Raw genomic sequence first — 18,742 nt, 5'->3', positions numbered from 1 at the left:
AATGATGGTCGGGCTATAACTGCAATCAAGCATGCAGCTTAATCCGGTATGGCGCGTCTGCTCATCCGCCATTGCAGCAGGTTGATGATAAGCAGCAGGATAAAGGATACGGTCAGCATAACCGCCGCGATGGCGGTAGCGCCCGCGTAGTCGTATTGCTCCAGCTTGGTCATGATAAGAAGCGGAGCAATCTCCGTCCTCATCGGCATGTTGCCGGAGATGAAGACGACCGAGCCGTATTCGCCGATTCCCCTCGCGAAGGCGAGAGCGAATCCGGTCAGGAGCGCCGGCATAAGCTCAGGCAGCACGACTTTGAAGAACGTGCGCCGTCTATAAGCGCCAAGCATAACCGCCGCTTCCTCCGTTTCCTTCTCCAGGTCCTGGAGCACCGGCTGAACCGTCCGGACGACGAACGGCAAGCCGATGAACACAAGCGCGATAATGATGCCTAGCTGAGTGTACGCGACTTTGATGCCCAGCGGCTCAAGCAGCGAACCTACCCAACCCGTTTTCGCGTAAATCGTTGTGAGCGCGATGCCCGCTACCGCCGTCGGCAGAGCGAAAGGAATATCGACAAGACTGTCGATGAACCTTTTGCCCGGGAACGGATACCTCACGAGCACCCATGCGACCAGAAGGCCGAACACCGCGTTGATCAATCCCGCCCACAGCGCCGTCGTGAAGCTGATTCGATACGACGCCAGAACCCTTGGATTCGTAATCGTGCTCCACAGTTCGGCCCAGGAGAGCTCGAACGTCTTGAAGAACACCGCCGCAAGCGGGATAAGAACGATAAGACTAATGTAGAAGAGCGTGAAGCCCAGCGACAGTCCGAACCCCGGAAGCGCCCTGCGGGCCTTGGAACCTTTCATGAGAAATCAGCTCCGATCCTATGAGAGAGAACGTTCATGCCTTAAGAACCTGGCGTATAAATTTGGTCGAAGATGCCGTCGTCCGAGAAGTGTTTCGTCTGCGCTTCCTGCCAGCCTCCGAAATCGGCGATCGTCAGCAGCTCAAGGCTTGGAAATTGCTCGCTAAACTCCTTCGCAATCTCCGGATTTGTCGGACGGTAGTAGTTTTTGCCCGCCAGCTTCTGCCCCTCATCCGAATACAGGTATTGCAGATAAGCTTCCGCCACTTCTCTTGTGCCGTGGTTGTCTACGACTTTGTCGACGATCGCTACAGGAGGTTCCGCAAGAATGCTGAGCGAAGGGTATACGATGTCGAATTTGTCCGGCCCCAACTCGTTGATCGACAGATATGCTTCATTCTCCCATGCCAGCAGCACGTCGCCGATTCCGCGTTCTACGAAAGTTGTTGTCGAACCGCGAGCGCCGGTATCCAGAACAGGCACGTTTTTGAACAGATCCGATACGAATTGTTTTGCTGCCGCTTCATCGTTATTGTTCTGTTTCAGTGCATAACCCCAGGCTGCGAGGTAGTTCCAGCGCGCGCCGCCGGATGTCTTGGGGTTTGGCGTAATAACTTCGACGCCCTCCTTAATCAAGTCGCCCCACTCTTTGATGCCTTTCGGATTGCCTTTGCGAACGAGGAATACGATCGTCGACGTGTACGGCGAGCTGTTGAGATCGAATTGCTTCTGCCATTCTTCGTCCAATAATTTTCCTTCTTCTACGATCGCATCAATGTCGTAGCCCAGCGCCAGCGTCACAACGTCCGCTTTCAAACCGTCGATGACCGCTCTTGCTTGTTTGCCGGAACCGCCATGCGATTGATCGATTTCGACCTTTTGATTTTTTTCGGCCAGCCAATGCGCCGCGAATGCTTTGTTGTATTCCACATAGAATTCACGAGTCGGATCATAGGATACGTTCAATAATTTAACCGGAGGAAGAGGTTCTTTGCTTGCTTCCGGTGCCGCGGCCGAACCGTCCGAAGGCGCGTTCGTAGGCGATGGGCTCGCTCCGCCGTTACCGTTGTTTTGTGCGCCGCAAGCGGCAAGTAAAGTGGAAATGACCAAGATAAGGACGATAGATCTGATGCGCGAAAATTTGTTTTTCATAGACGAACACCCCTATTCATTTAGTTTGCGTAGGGAAGTGTAAACTCCGGTTCGTCCGGTCATTTATCCATTATTCCTACCCGTTTAGTTGGTTATGAAAGAATATTACCAGCCGTCTCCGTACACTGTCAACCATTTATTTGCAAAGAAACCAAGGTTCATAAGATATTCTTATAAACCCGAAATCCCTTGATACATAAGGATTTGAATCGCTTACATAACAATTTTAGACTTTCTTCCAATATGAGAAAATGTGCAAACATGTCCCTTTAGACGATTATCCCTCATTAAACGAACCGGGAAAAATTTCTTATTCAACTATATCGAAAAGGAAGTGCTTCATGTCAGGTTACATCGGAATTCGCGAAAAAAAGAGCATCTCCGCAGGCTGCAGCCCTCGAAAGATGCATATCCATTACCGGAACAAGGAGAACGGATCCGCCGACAGCCGCGCGAAGTCCAACAGAGCCGACTGCTCCGAATCATCGATAAGATCGATCACGAGCTTGCTATATCTCCGTGCTTCCCCTTCCCTGCCCGCCAGCAGCAGAAGGGCGATCATCTTTGCATGCAGCCTCTCGTCGAGCGGCTGAAGCTGCACCAGCCGCTGCATGGGGCTAAGCGCGATCTCGTAACGCGACTGGGATACGTATACGTCCGCCAGCGCTTCCAGAAGCGTCGCGAAGCCGAGCTCAAGCTCGGTTTGCCGGGGGGCGGCCCAGCCATAACCGCTGCCTGCCAGGAAACCTTCTCCGTACAGTCCGATAGCGCGAACGAGCGGCGGCAAGGATCGGGTCTCCTTGTATTCCCGGCATGCCTGCTCATAGAGAACGACATCGTCTTCGATAGCCTCCGGCCATTGCAGGCAGTAGCTGCCCCCGGATGTTTTCGCCAGCTCGATTGTGCCCTCCAGCCCGCAAGCTTCAAGGTCTTTTCGCAGCTGGTAGACGGTGGTATGAAGGTTCACTTGCGTCCGCTCCACGTCCTGCCCGTACCAGAGGCTATCCAGGATCTGCGACTTGCTCAGCGTCCTTCCTCTGGCATGATGCAAATGCGCCAGAAGCTCCCGCCCCTTGGAATTGCGGAACCTCACCCGTTCCCCCTTCTCCGTCGTCACGGAGAAAGGACCGAAGCTTCGTACGGCGAGACTCGGCCGCTCTGGCGAAGCGCTATCGGCCCGGCGTCCTTGCATCCGTTTCCCGGCCCGCTTAAGCGTTCTGTCCAAATCGGCTTCCGTAATCGGCTTGAGCAAGTAATCGAGCGCCTCGACGTCGATAGCATCCCTCGCATATTCCTCGTACGCGGTCAGGAACGCGACGTGAATGTCCGGGTTTATGTCTCGCAGCTTCCTGGCGAGCTCCACCCCGCTTAGCTCCGGCATCTCGATATCGAGCAACGCCAAGTCGATGGTGTCCGGCGACGCCAGCACATAATCAAGGAACGGCGCAGAGCCCGCGAACAAGCCCGCCACTTGCACATCCGCCCTTCCCTCCAGCAATTGTCCTACTCTTCGCAAAGCAGGCTGTTCGTCATCTACGGCAATTACCCGGATCAATGCGGCCCCTCCTCAACTCTCTCTATTATCTTTGCCGACCGTCGGTACGCGAAGCGTTACCTTTGTGCCCGCGCCCGCTCTGCTGTCGATATCGAGTCCTCTTCCGTACAACTGAAGCAGCCGCTTATGAATGTTGCGCAAGCCAACGCCGCTCTCTCCTTCCGGTTCTTTCGCGAGCAGAACCGAAGACGCTTTGGACTCGGCCATCCCGATCCCGTCGTCTTCGACGGTAATGACCGTTTCCTCTCCTTCGACCTTGACCGCAACGGCAATCGTGCCGCCTGCGGCCCGTTTCGTGACGCCGTGCCGGACGGCATTTTCGACAAGCGGCTGCAAGGTCGTCGGAGGGAGCAGGCATGCCGCTTCGTCCTCCACATCGTAAACGACAGTAAGCCTTTCGCCGAATCTCGCTCGTTCGATCTGCATGTAGGCCTCCGTCAGCTCCAGCTCCTTGCGGAGCGGCACGAGCTTTTGTTTGTTGCGGAAGTCGAAGCTGCCTCGCAAGTAACGGCTAAGATGAATCAGCAAATTTTGAGACGTCTTCGGTTCGTCCAGCGACAAAGAGATGATCGTGTTGAGCGCGTTATATAGAAAATGGGGTTTGATCTGCGCTTGCAAAAATGCCATCTCCGAACGGACCGCTTCTTCCGCCGAACATCTCATCTCCAGCAGGGTGCGCGCCCTGGCCCGCAATTCATGCGGGTGAAAGGGCTTCGGCAAGAAGTCGTTCGCCCCCGCTTCGAAGCCGCACATGAGATCTTCCGGGTCGTTCCTTACCGTCGTTAACAATATCGGAAGCTCGGACAACGCGAATGTCTCCCTGATGCGGCGGCAGGTTTCGTAACCTGATAATCCCGGCATCATAACGTCCAGGATGACGAGACGAATCCGCCTCCCCATCTTCTCCAGGAGCTCCAATGCCTCCGGTCCGTTTTCCGCCGTCAACACCTCGTAAGGTTCATCCGCCAGCAACGTCCGCAACACTTTGAGGTTCACCGGATCGTCGTCGACGGCAAGAATAGCCTCTGCGGAATGACGACCGCTTTCGCTCGCGCTCGGCGCCTCTCCCTCGGCGCGAACGGGGAGACGCGCCGCCCCCGATAACGCCGGCGCGCGCGACGCTTCGGAAGGCGTAGCGGAAGACGCCGCGACTTCGGCCGAGCCCGCATGCAAACGCGTGCTTCCGCCGGTATGGGAAGCGCGGAGGGCTGCCTCGGTTGACGAAACTTTTGCGTTTCTGTCCGCGATCGGGAGGGTGAACGCAAAGACGGAGCCTTCGCCGACGCGGGACGTGACCGATATGCGGCCTCCGTGCAGCTCGACCAGCCGCTTGGCAATGCCGAGCCCGAGTCCGGTTCCGCCGTATTCCTTGGCAACGGAAGTGCCCACCTGCTCAAAGGAGCGGAAGATCGTCTCCAGCTTATCCGCCGGAATGCCGATTCCCGAGTCGGCGACGGCGATATGAAGCATCCCTCCGTCCGCCCATCCGGATACGACCACTTCTCCTTCTTTCGTAAATTTAATCGCGTTTCCAATCAGATTGTACACGATCTGCAGAAGGCGGTTCTCGTCCGCAAATGCATCGGGAAGCGAATTCGGCCATTCGAGCCTTAGCCGGACGGGCTTCTGCCCGATGTAATGGCGAAATACCTCCTCTTGGGCGGACACCGCCGCGCGAACGTCGACAGCTCTTCTCGACAATCGGATGCCGTTATTTTTGAGCAAGGACAGATCCAAAATATCATTAATTAAATTGGACATTCTGCGGGCGACCGACACGATCACCTCCAGTTGTTCTTGCTGGACGGCGTTAATCGCCCCCGATTTGCCTTCCGACAACGCTTGGGACAAGTTCAAAATGCCGTGAAGCGGCGTCTTGAGTTCATGCGAGGTGTTGGCCAAAAATTCATCCTTCATGCGATCCGTCGCGATCAGCTCGTCCGACATCATCCCGATCGTCCTATAAGCGTTTGTAAATCGTCTGGCCAGCTCCAGCGCCTCGATAAATACCAGCAGGATGAACCCGTAAGGTACGAGCTGCATATCGGTCCAGATGATCAGGCCGTTGCTGTACAAAATATCATGCGCCGCCGCCGCGACGAAAACGAGCCAGCCCGTCAACTGCAGCAGCGCTCCCGCCCGCCCCCGCCATAACGCCAGCGCGAAGCCAAAAAGAATGGAGGCAAGCGCGAATAACGAGAGCGCTTTGAAATACCCGATCAAGCCTGTGTACGTCTCTGCGGGGAGCAGGATCACCGTCCCGATGAACCCTGCGCCGATCCAGGCAAGCAGCTTGATCAGCCTGCCGCCGAACTCCCGGGGATACAGCTCTCTCACGAACCATAGAGCCATCGTAACCCCGCCGTAATAAGTCAAATACTCCAATTGAATAATCATCCGAATGGGGATATCCGGAAATAACTCGACCAAGTACATGCCCCCGACCGCCCCTTGCCGGATCGCGCCGAGCAGGCAGCATATGCCGAAGTATAACGTCGAACGCTCCGAACGGCGCAGAAGGAACACGGAGATTTGATACAAGCCGAGCAAGGCGCATCCGCCGAATACGGCCATATCCACGAAGTAGCTTTGTTTCTCCCGGCTCAACATTTCCCGCTCCGTGCCGAGCGTCATGCTGTACCAGATGCCTCCTTCGGGGTAAATCACATTGGCGACTTGGATCGTCAGCTCAAACGTCTCGGACGGAGGAGAAAAGATGACAGTCTGCGGCTTGTAAGCGGAACGCGTCTCCGCCTTATCCGTCGCTACCGCTCCGGCATGGGCAATCTCCAGGTCATCCACAAAGATCCGGTACGCCGGAGCGATGGCTGGAATATGCAGGCCGAGAGAACCCTGGATGTCTGCAGTCGCCACCTGAAGCCGGTATGTCGCATAACCGCGGCCCGGCAGACCGTATGCCGTCCATTCCCCGGGCACTTTCGCCAACAAGCCGTTATTAGCCTCGGTTATTCCGCTTTTCTTCGTCTCGAGCCGTTCCCTGAACAAGGACCACTCGCCGTTCAGACGAACCGATCCATCCCGCTCCAGGCTCCATTTGCTCAAATCCAGCACGCCATCTATCGCCCTCGGTTCTGCCTCGCCGATTGCCACCCCGGAGAGTGGGAGCGCGATCGAGGCCATCAGCGCGAGAACAATCGCAATCAGCGCCGCCAGCCTGACGGGCCGCTTCTGTAACATCTCGAATTTCACCGTCCAATACGATTACTCGAAGAAACCAAAAAACGGAAACACCCAAAGCAGCGGAATCGCGCCGATCCATGCGGCCTTCGCGAATTGACGTTTGTGGTAGAATATCCAGCTGGCGATAGGCGCTCCGATCGAAGCCGCCGGGAACAGGTACATCATGATCATCGACAACATCTGAACCGTATTGATATCATCCGCCTGGTCCATCATCAACAACGTCATTAGCACGAAAATCGCCCAAAATATAGTGCCGAATACGTACAAAAATTGTGTGGCAAGTAAAAAGAGCGCTGTTTTGACATTTTTCATAAAGTAGCTGAACCTCGATTCATTAATTTTGATATCAGCGGAACCGATCGCAATAGGCGACGAACGCCGGAAAGCTGGTCGCATACATGTTAACGGGGCCGTAGGCCGAATCTCTTGTCTCTATTTTATCGGCAATTTTGCTATAAAGTTTATTTGTATACCGGTTCTCGGCCAATGCCGGAATACGTACTTCCCGGACGCCGTCGCTCGACGCGCCGATCTGCTCGGCCAGCACCTGCAAGCCGCGGATAAATGTACGGGTGCTCCGATGCCGCTCCACGAAATAACAATTTCCGAGCACCGCAATTTCTTTGCGGTCAAATTTCCGCTCCTCGAGCCCGAGCACAAAGCTTCCGATCCCGATGATTTCATCCGGCTCCTCCAGAAGAATCGCTCCTCTGCCGTGCCTGATGAAATGTTTGACGTCGAGCATCGCGTTGCTCACTGTGTATCCAGCAATAACATCATGTCTATTCATTAAATAAAACTCTGTATATCGACTCCAGTCTGTATTATTTTCACATATTTTTATTTTCATCCGACAATCTCCTTCATTATTTATTAATATATTCAAATAAGTATTGCATAATTTAAAATAATAGTATATATTTCTATTAATTACTTTATAAGGTGGTGAACGATATGGGAGCTCCGGCTTGCAACGCGCCTATGGCAGGCACGATAGAACGCGACGAAGCACAGTATTAAAAACCTGCTTCAAGGTGAAACGGCTGCGCCGCCAATGGACGGCGCAGCCGTTTCACCTCGCTTTACGCATAATCGAGCTTAAGCATACGGTCGAACGCGACGGTATAAAAGTCCAGCCTCCCGCATGGAGGTTCAGTCGTTTTGGTTAATTCCGCGCTTCCGCCGAACCTCCACCTGTTGTCTTCCGTGGCGGGCGCGAAAAACACGATCTCGCTCACCTCCGTCGGCTGCTCAAGCAGCTTTCGGGTTAATAAGCGGACAGCAGGCAGTATCGCCGCGCCTTTTCTCCGTCCTCCTTCAACAAACAGAAGATGAACCTCGATCCGGCTTCGATCCTTATAGCCGTCCTCCAATGTTCCGACGGTATGCGCCAGGACGCCTGTGATGCCGCCGTCCTGTCCCCTGCCGATCAGCAGGCCGTTGTCTTCGATACAATACACCAACGAATTCATTATCGTGCACCAGTTGTATCGCAGACCGAGCTCGGCGCTATGTTTGCAAATAAATAAAGCTGCCTCTTCCCTTTCCGCTTCCGTCACTGCAATCGTCCAAGTTGACATGCGGTTCACTCCCCTAATTTTTGCAGATCGTTTAAGCCAAAACGTGCTCTCGCGACTCCGCGCCGCGATTCCCTTCCTCCTTCTGAAGCTCCCACACGCGCCGGTAGACCCCCATATCTGCCATAAGAGTTTCGTGAGTTCCCGTCTCCGCCACGCGGCCATGTTCCAGCACGATGATACGGTCGGCGCTTAAGGCTTGGGTCAATCGATGTGTAACGGATACGACGGCGCCGTACCGCGCATACGCATGGATTGCGGCCCGAACGGCTTGCTCGGTCTCCGCATCCAGAGCCGACGTCGCTTCGTCCAGCAGCAACACGGCCGGCTGCCGGATTAACGCCCTGGCAAGCGCGATTCGTTGCTTCTGTCCGCCGGACAGATTCCCGCCTTGTTCGTGCACGTTTGTGTCGTAGCCATCCCGGAATCCGGCAATTGTATCGTGGATGCCCGCCGCGCGGGCAGCGTCCTCGACCTCCGATTGAACCGCCTCCGGTTTGCCGATGCGGATATTGTCGCGGATCGTTCCGTCAAACAGCAGCGAATCCTGGAATACAACGCCGATTTGCCGCAGCAGCGACGACTCGTCGCAATCCCGAATATCCACGCCGTCAAACAGAACGCGACCGATCGAGGGCTCCTCGAACCGAAGCAGCAATTGCAGGATCGTGCTTTTGCCGGAGCCGCTGGCGCCAACGATGGCCGTATACCCCTTTGCCGGAATGGCAAGATCCATGTTTCGCAATACGGGTTCGCCGGGGACATAACCAAACGTAACGCCGCTCAGCGTAAGCTCCCGGCTTATCGGCGCAAGCTCCCTCGCGCCTCGAGGAATCGCGCCCGGATCCGCATCCATGACCTCCTGCAACCTCCGAAAGCTTGTATGGGAAGAGAGGAGATACGGAATGATCGCGGCAAGGCCGAACAAGGACTGCCCGACCGTAATAAAGATCGAATTATATGCGATAAAGGAGCCGATCGAGATTTGGTCCGCGAACGTCAGATATCCTCCATAGCTAAGCACGATCGCACCCAGAAGCGACACCGCGAGCAGCGGAAGCCGCTGCAGGTTCGCATGGATAAAGCTTCTCCTCACGCCAATAGCTAACATAGCGCGCAGATTATCCTCTACCTTCTCTCTTATTGACTCTCTCAAATCAAACCCCTTAATGACGTTATGAAGCTTGAAATTTTCGTCGATAGCCCCGTTGAAGCGTCCTAACCTCTCCGAATAAGCGATATTGAGACGAAGCGAACGGGATTTCAACAGCCGGTAAGGGAGAACCAGCAGCACGGAACCGACGATTACGGCGAGCGTCAGCCTCCATTCGATCCCGAACAGAATTGCAAGACCGGCTGCAACGCTAAACGCCGATACGAAACCGGTCGAGACCGTCTGCATGACGGCATTATGGATGTTCGGGATGTCGTCCGTGTACCGGGCTATCAGATCTCCGACCGGGAACCGCTGGTAGAAGCGGCCGGTCCCCTTCTGAATATGCCGAAATAACCGTAATCGGTAATCGAATATCAATCGGCTGCCAAGCTTGGCTTTCGCGTAATCGCCTGTTAGACCAAGCACGACATTAAGCAGTCCAAGCAAGAGCAGCGCGCCGACGATAACCGCAAGCACCGATACGTCCTTCGGCAACAGCGCTTTGTCGATCAAATATTTGTAGCTGAGCGCGGACAAGTAGTGGAACGTTAGTTCAAACAGTCCCCCTGCGGCAATGCCAACAAACAGGAGTGGCGCCGAACGCATGTATGAAGCTATGACTTTAAACAGCATCGACTCGTCTCCTTTGACAAAAACCAGATCGCAATCTCCTCCATATTACCTATGCACACTGATTGCAAACTGAAAAGAAAGCGCTTCATGTCAGGTTTGGATAAAAATCTTTTTGTTTCGAGCATTATGGTCATGGAGTAAACAGGAATAAACAGACAAAGGGTTTTCCGCTCATCCGAAGACAGCAGAAAACCCCTTATTAAAATGCACAGGTGCGCGAACCGGCGACTGCGCTTCGTTGTCACAATACCTATTAAAGATCAAATGTCGCCAGCAGACTCCATGAAGCATGTCAGTCAATTAGACTAAATGACACCGGGACCAGCGATACCGCCTGCATGACTCGAAAGTATCCGGACTAATAGAGTTGCTGGTGTCTGTTAGATTTTATTTTCAGCCTTTTGTTTACAAGTCTGGTAGGGTGCATATTTTCCTACGCAAAAAACGCGAGCTACTTGCGCCCGCGTTTGTTCTCTCCCGTCACCATGACCACTTCCACATAAGGACGAACGCGATCCATCAGCCGCTGTCCCTTGTGAAGCTCGTCTCCGTCCTTGCTCGTGAAGCTGAAATGCCGCTCCAAAGCGTCCAAATCATAGTTAGACGTATAGAAGGTCGGCTTCCGTTCCATCCGGTAATTTAATATCGCGCCTAACACATGATCGCGCACCCATGGATTCAAATTCTCCGCGCCAATGTCGTCGAAGATAAGCAGATCGGTTTCCTTCATCATCTCCACCGTTTCCTTCAGCTTGCCCGGCTCATGCATTAAAGCCTTCAAGTCCTCCACGAAATCCGGCATATAGACGATAACGCCGGAATACCCCGCTTTCGCCAGCTCCTGCAGCAGGTAACACATCAGGAAAGTCTTGCCGGTGCCGAACCGTCCGGCGAGATACAGCCCCTCCTCCTGCAGGCCGCTGTCCTTTGTCCGGTCGATATAACGCAAAACCTGGCCGACCGCCTTGGCGCGTTCCAGATCCGTCGTCAGAATTTCATCTGAGGAGTAGCCTCTCCGCAGCGCGGAATCATCTACGTAGAAGCTGCGAATCCGGCTGCGAATTGCATCCTCTGTTTGGCGGGCCAAATATTTTTTGCAGGATACTTTGCGGTCGTAAAGCTGGGTAAGCCCGTTCACCGTCTCCGAGCTAAGGAGCGTGTAATGGCCCTCGTAGTCGTTCGGACATTGGTCGAGTCCCGGGCAGTTCGAGCAATTCCGGTATTCCGTCACGTATTGGTAGACGCGGTTCAGGTTCAACCGGAGAACATCCTCGTTCAGATCGGGATACTTGTCCAGCAGCTTGCCGATGAGCGGCTCGCGCATCAGCTCCGCAAGCTTGCGCTCCGCTTGCTCCGTCAAGGATTGACCCGCCGGCCACGACTTCAGCAATTCGCCTAACGATTCCATCTTCCTCTCCCCCTTCGTGTCTCCCGTTCAACAAACAACAAGCTTCCAATCAACCCTTGCCGTCCAGCTTGCGAGCCAGCTTGCGAAGCTCCTCCAGCTCCGCGGCCGAAACGGACGACGTCTCCGCCTCTCCCACGATAGGAATAGACGGCTTGCGCGAGATGCCCGCCCTTCCGGAACCTCCGCGATTGCCGGCAGCCCTTCCGCCTCCGTAACCCCCGCCCGAACCAGCGCTTGCTTCCTTGCGTTTCTCCTTGTCCTGCTCCAGTTGGGCCTGCAGACGCACGTACTGAACGGCCTTTTCGAAGGAATCCACGCCCTTCATCAGCATGTTGGACGCGACATGATCGAGAAATGCCTTCGTAATCCGGCTGTCGTCCGTTCCACCGATAACATAATGGATTAGGACATTAATGACGGGCTCCGCCAGCCGATAATTCAGATCGATTCGCTCCATCACTTGCTCCAGCCAGCCGGGAATGGCGCCGGGGAAGAAGCGGCGGATAAAGCGGGTATGCGGCTCGTTGCGCATCAGCATATTGTACTGCTGAATATCGCAGCGGCCCGCAAGCGCGTTCGGCACGGGCAAATAATCCTGCTCCGCCACCGCCACTTCCTCCACCTCTTCTTCTACCTGATCGGGCTCCGCGAACACCTTCGTCTTGGCCAGCACGCGCTGGCGGTCATCCTCGCGCTTCCGATCCTGGCGGTACATACTGCTCGCCTTGAGCTGCAGCTCGTCCACGTTCAGCTTGCCCGCGGCGTCGAAAACGCCGGATTCATCCAGCAGACGGCATATATTTACGACCGTCAGCGCATACTTGTAGGCAACATAGTTCACTTGGGACATGCCGTCCGCATCTCCGCGAAGCCGCTCCACGTAAGCGCGATTGCCGGAAGAGCGGGGGAAGTGGAGAATAAGCTCGCCATAAGGTATGCCTGCCGTGGCAGTCGGGTCCGACCTAACCGCCTGCCGTGTAGGCGCCACCTCCGTCAGCGCTTGTTCCAGCTCCGTATCGAACGACTGCATATTCAGCTTGAACAGCTCATAGAAAGGCACAGATATATTTTCCTTTGTTAACTCCGCGCCGGCCAGCTCGTCGGGTTCGTTCGCTCCGAACGACTCCCTAAGCTCGATAACGGCATATTTGCCGATTTTGTCCCTTAGCAGCATCGCGAGATGCATATTGCGGAAAAATTCGATCGGCGACAACGGCTGCTCCAGCTCGTATTCGTAGACAACCTCCGCCAACTCGGAGCCGCCTAGCCTGGATGTCTGAAGCAAGCCGACCGCTTCCAGCCTGGACGTCTGTTCGACCACGAACTTGCGGCTCTGCTCGTTCATCTCGAGACCGAGCCCAAGAAACAGCCGCCGCTGAGGCTCCAGGCGGGAGTAGCCGGTTCGGTCCTCCGGAACGCCGTGATACAGCTGTCTATATAAGGCGATTGCGAAGGCGCCGACCATAGGCTGATAGATGAGGGACAACATTTTGTCATCTGTGCTGCTGAGCGTGAATCCGCGAAATATGTAATAGCGATGATGTTCCGTAAATTGCAATATATTCTGGATGCGCATTGCATCGACTCCATCCCTTGCGTACTACCTATCATTCTAGCATAAATGTCGATTCTTAGGACGGCTTTGAAAAATAGAAAAATCCCCCGGATGAGGGATTTTGTCGTCAAAACATTTTGTAGCCGCCTTTGCGCAGGGCCCGAATCGCCCAGCCGCTTACATAAGCGCCAATGAGCGCTCCCGTTATTGGAATATAATAGACAAGCGTGTAAGTGCCGATGTTTGCAAACGTCGGATTGTCCGCATCCGGCCACGGAGCCCAGATCGCAAGTCCGATCAGGACGACGACAAAAAGTCCGATTGGAAACCACGTCGTCTTGAGAAGCATATTCAGAATAAATCCGATGCCGAACATCATAACGAAAAACAGCACCGTCGCGATAATAATTTGGATGGCTTCGATCATTGCCCTTACGACCCCTTTCAATCATTCCTTACAATACCTCTTACAGTTTAATGAATGCTAAATATGAAGTCAATTGGCGCCCGCCAAATGTCACAAGTCCGTCATTTGCTCGCATGCCGCGGGTTACGTTACAATAGGGGCAACCAAATACAAGCAATCCGAGAGGAGCAATACGCAAGATGAGCGAAGCCGCACAAACATTAGAGGGCTGGTACGCCCTTCATGACTTCCGCAGCGTCGACTGGACCGCATGGCGCCTCGCGACGGAACAAGAACGAGCCACGGCGCTGGACGAGCTGCATGGATTCCTCGCGCAATGGGCGGAGGTCGAAGCTCAGAAGAACGGCAGCACGGCTGTTTATTCCATCGTCGGCCAGAAGGCGGACTTTATGATCATGCATCTTCGCGAGACGCTGGAGGAGTTGAACGAGCTCGAGACGGCTTTCAATAAAACAACGTTCGCAAGCTTCACCTATCCCGTACACTCTTATGTGAGCATCGTGGAGCTTAGCAATTATATGGCTCAGCCGGGCAGCGATCCACTGGAGAATCCGGAAATCGTCGCTCGCCTTAAGCCGATCCTTCCGAAGTGGAAACATATCTGCTTCTATCCGATGAACAAGCGCCGCGACGGCAATGATAACTGGTATATGCTCAGCATGGACGACCGCAAGACGATGATGCGCAGCCACGGCATGATCGGCCGCAAATACGCGGGCAAAGTAAAGCAGATCATCACGGGCTCCGTCGGTTTCGACAACTGGGAGTGGGGCGTCACGTTATTTTCGGACGACGCGCTGCAATTCAAGAAACTTATCTATGAAATGCGCTTCGACGAGGTTAGCGCGCGATTCGCCGATTTCGGAGATTTCTACGTGGGCAACTTTCTGGATAACGAGAAATTCTCTCATTTGTTGAAGATCTAGACTCCTCCTGCCCTTCAATTCTAGGGGCGAATTCGTCCAATAAAAAGCGACAGTCCGACTACCGTCAGACTGTCGTTTTTGTCGTTCCGGGCGGCGCCGAGGTAGACTCCCGGACGACCAGCTTCGCGGGCAGGGATACACGCTGCCGCGGCGCCCCCGGATTCTCGATCAGCCGGAGCATCATGGAAGCCGCCTCCCGGCCGATAGCTTCCGGCCGTTGCACGACGCAGCTCGGCGGGATTCGGAACCACTCCGAATTTTCAAAGTCGTCGAAGAACAGCACCGAAAGTTCCTCCGGTATGCTCCTCCCCGCCTTCTCCGCAGCTCTAATGACCCGCAGTCCGATGTCGTTGTTGCATGCGAACACGGCCGTAATACGGGGCTGCTCCTTCAGCAAGCGCTCCATCTTCTCCTCATCGAAGGGTTCGACGATCAGACTCCGGTCCACGGGGATCAGATGCTCCGACAACGCCTTCTCGTAACCCGTCAACCGATCCTCCAGACTGGTAGTTCCTTCAACGGGAGTCGAAACGAAAGCGATGGACCGATGCCCGAGCTCCAGCAAATACTTTACGGCCTCGTAAGAGCTCTGCACGTTGTCCGTGCATACGCAATTCGTCTCAAACCCGCGCAGATAACGGTCGATAATGACGACCGGGAACGGGGATAACGCCATCCGAAGGATGTCCTCGTTATAGGCTTCTCCCACCGCGGGATAGACGATAACACCGCTGACGCCAAGCTCCAAGGCTTCGGCCAGCAGCTCCTTCTCTTTCTCTGGGGAATCATCCGTGCTGCTGAACATCAGCTTGCAGCCCGCTCCGTCCAAGGTACGCTCGACCCCTCTTAGAATGCTGCTCGTAAACAAGTTGTTTACTCTCGGCATGAGCAGCCAAACGAAGGATTTGCGATGCTGCAGTCTCTCGGATGCATACAGCCGGGGTTTGCCGTTCTCGGAAACGAAGGAGCCTTTGCCTTGAATCCGATAGACGATGCCTTCTTCGACAAGCCCGTCAAGCGCCTTTTTGATCGTGATGCGGCTGACCCCGAATTTCTCGGCAAGCTCGTTCTCGGAGGGCAGCTTCTCCTCCCCGCTCCATGTCCCGCCCTCGATTCCATCCAGTAGATATTCGCGAATCTGCGCATACATCGGCATGCTTTTGCCATTTCTGCTCATGGTCTCTCCCCCTTACAATACAAGTATACAAGTGAATGTAACATGCATCAACATTTTTATTTACAATGACGTCTTTATGAACTATTATAAAGCTTAAGTTGTCATATATTCAACATTCTTCAAGTTGTATACTTGTATATTAAGGGGCGTGAAACCATGAAAAAGAAAATTCATATTATTTCTCATACGCACTGGGACCGGGAATGGTACATGTCGTACGAAAAGCATCACTTGAAGCTTATCAGGCTGATGGACAGCTTGCTGGAGCTTCTGGACCGCGATCCCGAGTTCAAGAGCTTCCATCTCGACGGGCAAACGATCATCATGGACGATTACTTGCAAGTCAGGCCGGAGCTTCGCGACAAGGTCGAGCATTATATTCGGGAAGGCCGGCTCATTCAAGGCCCTTGGTACATTTTGCAGGACGAGTTCCTGACGAGCAGCGAAGCGAACGTGCGGAATCTTTTAATCGGGCATAGAGATGCGGCAACGTACGGTCCCGTGTCCAAAATCGGCTATTTTCCGGATTCCTTCGGCAATATGGGCCAGGCTCCCCAGCTTCTGCAACAGGCCGGCATCGACAACGCCGTCTTCGGTCGCGGTGTAAAGCCGACCGGCTCAAACAATTCCGTCGGCGAAGCCGCCTATGAGTCGCCTTTCTCCGAAATGTACTGGGAATCGCCGGACGGCTCGCGGGTGCTCGGCATCCTGTTCGCGAACTGGTATCATAACGGCATGGAAATTCCGGTGGAACCGGAAGAAGCGGCTCCGTATTGGGAAAGCCGCATTCGGAATGTGGAGCAATATGCGTCCACGCCCCATCTGCTGTTTATGAACGGCTGCGATCATCAGCCGGTTCAGATGGATTTGGCCGCTGCGCTGAGGACAGCCAGGGATCTTAATAAAGAATACGACTTTATTCATTCGAATTTTAACGATTACATCGAATCCGTCCGGGAAACGGCCCCCGACACTCTGGCTACCGTGCGCGGAGAGCTTCGGAGCCAGCAGACGGACGGCTGGGGAACGCTGGTCAATACCGCTTCCGCACGCGTGTATATCAAACAAGCCAACCAGCACTGCCAAGCTTTGCTGGAGAAAGCCGTCGAACCTTTAGCCGTGATGGCCCAATCCGTCGGCGCCAAGTACCCCCATCATTTGCTCACCTACAATTGGAAGACGCTCATGCAGAACCATCCGCATGACAGCATCTGCGGCTGCAGCGTGGACGAGGTGCATGACGAGATGATGGCCCGGTTCGCCAAAAGCCGTCATATGTCCGAAGGTCTTGCGGAAGAAAGCGCGATGGCCGTCGCCGGCGCCATCGATACATCGGCGTTCGCGAACGAAGAGGATGCCGTTCCTTTCGTCGTCTTTAACACTTCCGGCTGGCAACGCTCCGGCCTTGTCAGCGTCGAGCTCGAGCTGCAGAGGGAGGCGCTGTACGAGCCGTCGCCGGCGGAGATCGCAAATCGTCTGGAAACCGTTCCACTCCCTCTCGGCTCCGTAATAGACGCAAGCGGCAACGCGGTGGACGCGAGCATCGAAGACCTTGGCGTCCGTTTTGGCTACGATTTGCCGGATAATCGTTTCCGCCAGCCTTATATGGCGCGTTGTTTCCGCATTACATTGGAGGCAAAGGATATCCCCGCTCTTGGCTACGGCACCTTTGCATGGATCAAGAAGGAACGGCAGCCAAGCGCCTATGCGACGATCTCCGCGGCTTCCGAACCGGCGGCGAACACGATGGACAACGAACATTTGAAGATCACGATCCAGGAGGACGGCACTTTCGAGCTGCTCGACAAAGAGAACGGGAAAATATACCGGGATCTGGGCATATTCGAGAACGTCGGGGATATCGGCAACGAATATATTTTCAGGCAGCCTCAAAACGATATCCCTCTGACGACCAAAGGGCTCCGGGCGGATATCGTAAGACTGGAGCATTCTTCCTTGCGTACGGTATACGAAATCGTGCATCGCTGGGCGATTCCGGCCGGCGCCGACGACTTGCTGTCCCGCGAGACGGCGACGATGGTTCCGATTCAGGAACGCCAGGCGCAACGTACTGCCGCGACAGTCCCGCTTGTTATCGCGACGAAGCTGACGCTGGACAAAAGCGCCAAAGGGCTGTCCATCCAGGTCAGCTATAACAACCAGGCGCGCGACCATCGCCTGCGCATGTTGTTCCCGACCGATCTGACGTCCGAGGTGCATCACGCGGATTCCATCTACGAAACGGCCATGCGCGACAACGAACCTTCGGCGATATGGAGCAATCCGAGCAATTGCCAGCATAACCAAGCCTTCGTCGCGATCGACGAGCCGGAGGCAGGGCTCGCGGTTGCCCACAAAGGGTTAAACGAATACGAGCTGCTGCGGGACGGCCGCAACACGATTGCCATGACGCTGCTTCGCTCGGTTGGCGAGCTAGGCGACTGGGGCGTATTCCCGACACCTGGCGCGCAATGTCTGGGCGAACAAAGCGCGGAGCTGCTGCTGATTCCTTATGCGGGTGGCAAGAACCGGCATGTAGCCGCCATCGAAGCTGCCACGCTCCATACCCCGTGGACGATGCGGCAAGTTGCCGTGCAAGCCGGCCAACTGCCTGCCGGGCACTCCTGGCTGAACTGGTCGGGCGAGAAGTTGGTGCTGACCGCCTTCAAAGCCAACGAAGAGCGCGGCGATACGATCGCCAGATGGTACAATGCGACGCTTCAACCGCAGACGCTCGTTATCCAGGCTGGCGATGCCGAGGACTGGTACCGGAGCAACGTCCTGGAGGAGCGGCTGGAAGGTCTCGATGCGGCGGATGGCATCATTATGGTCCCTGTCAAACCCGCCGAGATTTTGACGTTGGGCTTCAAGGGGACGACGAAGTAGCGACTGTACTGAACGGCTTAACATACTCCAATGTTATTCGGTATGTGGTATGTGGTATGTGGTATGTGGTATGTGGTATGTGGTATGTGGCATGTGGTATGTGGTATGCGGCATTCGACATTCGGCTTTCGGCAGCTCGACATTCGGCAGTTCGACAGGCGTGCTGCCTCCAGCCTAACGGACTTAAAGAGGCTGTCGATTCATTGTGAGTAACG

General features: G+C 54.8%; 14 protein-coding genes. 2 read left to right on the top strand and 12 right to left on the bottom strand.

From position 1 onward, the window contains the following. Positions 1–38: 38 nt before the first annotated feature. The 11 genes from cysT to B1748_RS33740 all read right to left on the bottom strand — a co-directional run bounded on the left by cysT (position 39) and on the right by B1748_RS33740 (position 13,538). The gene (gene cysT / locus B1748_RS33790) at positions 39–872 is read right to left on the bottom strand and encodes a sulfate ABC transporter permease subunit CysT (protein WP_087572375.1); all 834 of its coding nucleotides are present in this window, start codon (positions 870–872) and stop codon (positions 39–41) included. A gap of 41 nt (positions 873–913) precedes the next feature. Beyond that, positions 914–2,023: a sulfate ABC transporter substrate-binding protein gene (locus B1748_RS33785; protein WP_087572374.1), complete on the bottom strand. Its 1,110-nt coding sequence runs from the start codon at positions 2,021–2,023 to the stop codon at positions 914–916. Between the two features lie 415 nt (positions 2,024–2,438). Continuing rightward, the gene (locus B1748_RS33780; protein ID WP_087572373.1) at positions 2,439–3,578 is read right to left on the bottom strand and encodes a response regulator; all 1,140 of its coding nucleotides are present in this window, start codon (positions 3,576–3,578) and stop codon (positions 2,439–2,441) included. 12 nt (positions 3,579–3,590) lie between these two features. Beyond that, entirely contained in the window at positions 3,591–6,776 is a 3,186-nt protein-coding gene (locus B1748_RS33775) for an ATP-binding protein (protein ID WP_087572372.1), read from the bottom strand. A gap of 24 nt (positions 6,777–6,800) precedes the next feature. After that, the gene (locus B1748_RS33770) at positions 6,801–7,094 is read right to left on the bottom strand and encodes a hypothetical protein (RefSeq protein ID WP_087572371.1); all 294 of its coding nucleotides are present in this window, start codon (positions 7,092–7,094) and stop codon (positions 6,801–6,803) included. Between the two features lie 34 nt (positions 7,095–7,128). Then, positions 7,129–7,632: a hypothetical protein gene (locus B1748_RS33765; protein WP_087572370.1), complete on the bottom strand. Its 504-nt coding sequence runs from the start codon at positions 7,630–7,632 to the stop codon at positions 7,129–7,131. A gap of 232 nt (positions 7,633–7,864) precedes the next feature. After that, positions 7,865–8,362, bottom strand: a complete 498-nt coding sequence (locus B1748_RS33760; protein WP_087572369.1) for a hypothetical protein — start codon at positions 8,360–8,362, stop codon at positions 7,865–7,867. Between the two features lie 31 nt (positions 8,363–8,393). Further along, a complete protein-coding gene (locus B1748_RS33755; RefSeq protein ID WP_087572368.1) occupies positions 8,394–10,148 on the bottom strand; it encodes an ABC transporter ATP-binding protein in 1,755 nt (584 codons plus the stop codon). A gap of 451 nt (positions 10,149–10,599) precedes the next feature. Next, on the bottom strand, positions 10,600–11,556 hold the full coding sequence (dnaI, locus tag B1748_RS33750; RefSeq protein ID WP_087572367.1) for a primosomal protein DnaI: 957 nt from the start codon (positions 11,554–11,556) through the stop codon (positions 10,600–10,602). Positions 11,557–11,605: 49 nt separating this feature from the next. Continuing rightward, positions 11,606–13,132, bottom strand: coding sequence for a replication initiation and membrane attachment family protein (locus B1748_RS33745; RefSeq protein WP_087572366.1), 1,527 nt, complete (start codon positions 13,130–13,132; stop codon positions 11,606–11,608). Positions 13,133–13,238: 106 nt separating this feature from the next. Further along, entirely contained in the window at positions 13,239–13,538 is a 300-nt protein-coding gene (locus tag B1748_RS33740) for a YuiB family protein (RefSeq protein WP_087572365.1), read from the bottom strand. A gap of 179 nt (positions 13,539–13,717) precedes the next feature. On the opposite strand from B1748_RS33740, the gene hemQ reads away from it, so the two are divergent. After that, positions 13,718–14,464: a hydrogen peroxide-dependent heme synthase gene (hemQ, locus tag B1748_RS33735; protein ID WP_087572364.1), complete on the top strand. Its 747-nt coding sequence runs from the start codon at positions 13,718–13,720 to the stop codon at positions 14,462–14,464. A gap of 64 nt (positions 14,465–14,528) precedes the next feature. Here the strand turns inward: hemQ and B1748_RS33730 are convergent, their stop codons facing one another. After that, positions 14,529–15,641 carry a GntR family transcriptional regulator gene (locus B1748_RS33730; RefSeq protein WP_087572363.1) on the bottom strand — a complete coding sequence of 371 codons (1,113 nt, stop codon included), beginning with the start codon at positions 15,639–15,641 and terminating at the stop codon, positions 14,529–14,531. A gap of 156 nt (positions 15,642–15,797) precedes the next feature. Between B1748_RS33730 and B1748_RS33725 the strand changes: the two genes are divergently transcribed. Continuing rightward, positions 15,798–18,527 carry an alpha-mannosidase gene (locus tag B1748_RS33725; RefSeq protein WP_087572362.1) on the top strand — a complete coding sequence of 910 codons (2,730 nt, stop codon included), beginning with the start codon at positions 15,798–15,800 and terminating at the stop codon, positions 18,525–18,527. Positions 18,528–18,742 lie beyond the last annotated feature (215 nt).

The sequence above is a fragment of the Paenibacillus sp. MY03 genome (genome assembly GCF_002165585.1).
GTDB classification, from domain to species: domain Bacteria; phylum Bacillota; class Bacilli; order Paenibacillales; family Paenibacillaceae; genus Pristimantibacillus; species Pristimantibacillus agaridevorans.
Note: the sequence above shows the minus strand (reverse complement) of the source record. Positions and strands in the feature narration are given on the sequence as shown.

Coding starts and splice junctions, on each gene's coding strand:
- hemQ (WP_087572364.1), top strand. CDS start 13,718: ATGAGCGAAGCCGCACAAACATTAGAGGGCTGGTACGCCCTTCATGAC.
- dnaI (WP_087572367.1), bottom strand. CDS start 11,556: ATGGAATCGTTAGGCGAATTGCTGAAGTCGTGGCCGGCGGGTCAATCC.
- B1748_RS33765 (WP_087572370.1), bottom strand. CDS start 7,632: ATGAAAATAAAAATATGTGAAAATAATACAGACTGGAGTCGATATACA.
- B1748_RS33770 (WP_087572371.1), bottom strand. CDS start 7,094: ATGAAAAATGTCAAAACAGCGCTCTTTTTACTTGCCACACAATTTTTG.
- cysT (WP_087572375.1), bottom strand. CDS start 872: ATGAAAGGTTCCAAGGCCCGCAGGGCGCTTCCGGGGTTCGGACTGTCG.
- B1748_RS33745 (WP_087572366.1), bottom strand. CDS start 13,132: ATGCGCATCCAGAATATATTGCAATTTACGGAACATCATCGCTATTAC.
- B1748_RS33730 (WP_087572363.1), bottom strand. CDS start 15,641: ATGAGCAGAAATGGCAAAAGCATGCCGATGTATGCGCAGATTCGCGAA.
- B1748_RS33755 (WP_087572368.1), bottom strand. CDS start 10,148: ATGCTGTTTAAAGTCATAGCTTCATACATGCGTTCGGCGCCACTCCTG.
- B1748_RS33725 (WP_087572362.1), top strand. CDS start 15,798: ATGAAAAAGAAAATTCATATTATTTCTCATACGCACTGGGACCGGGAA.
- B1748_RS33775 (WP_087572372.1), bottom strand. CDS start 6,776: ATGTTACAGAAGCGGCCCGTCAGGCTGGCGGCGCTGATTGCGATTGTT.
- B1748_RS33740 (WP_087572365.1), bottom strand. CDS start 13,538: ATGATCGAAGCCATCCAAATTATTATCGCGACGGTGCTGTTTTTCGTT.
- B1748_RS33785 (WP_087572374.1), bottom strand. CDS start 2,023: ATGAAAAACAAATTTTCGCGCATCAGATCTATCGTCCTTATCTTGGTC.
- B1748_RS33760 (WP_087572369.1), bottom strand. CDS start 8,362: ATGTCAACTTGGACGATTGCAGTGACGGAAGCGGAAAGGGAAGAGGCA.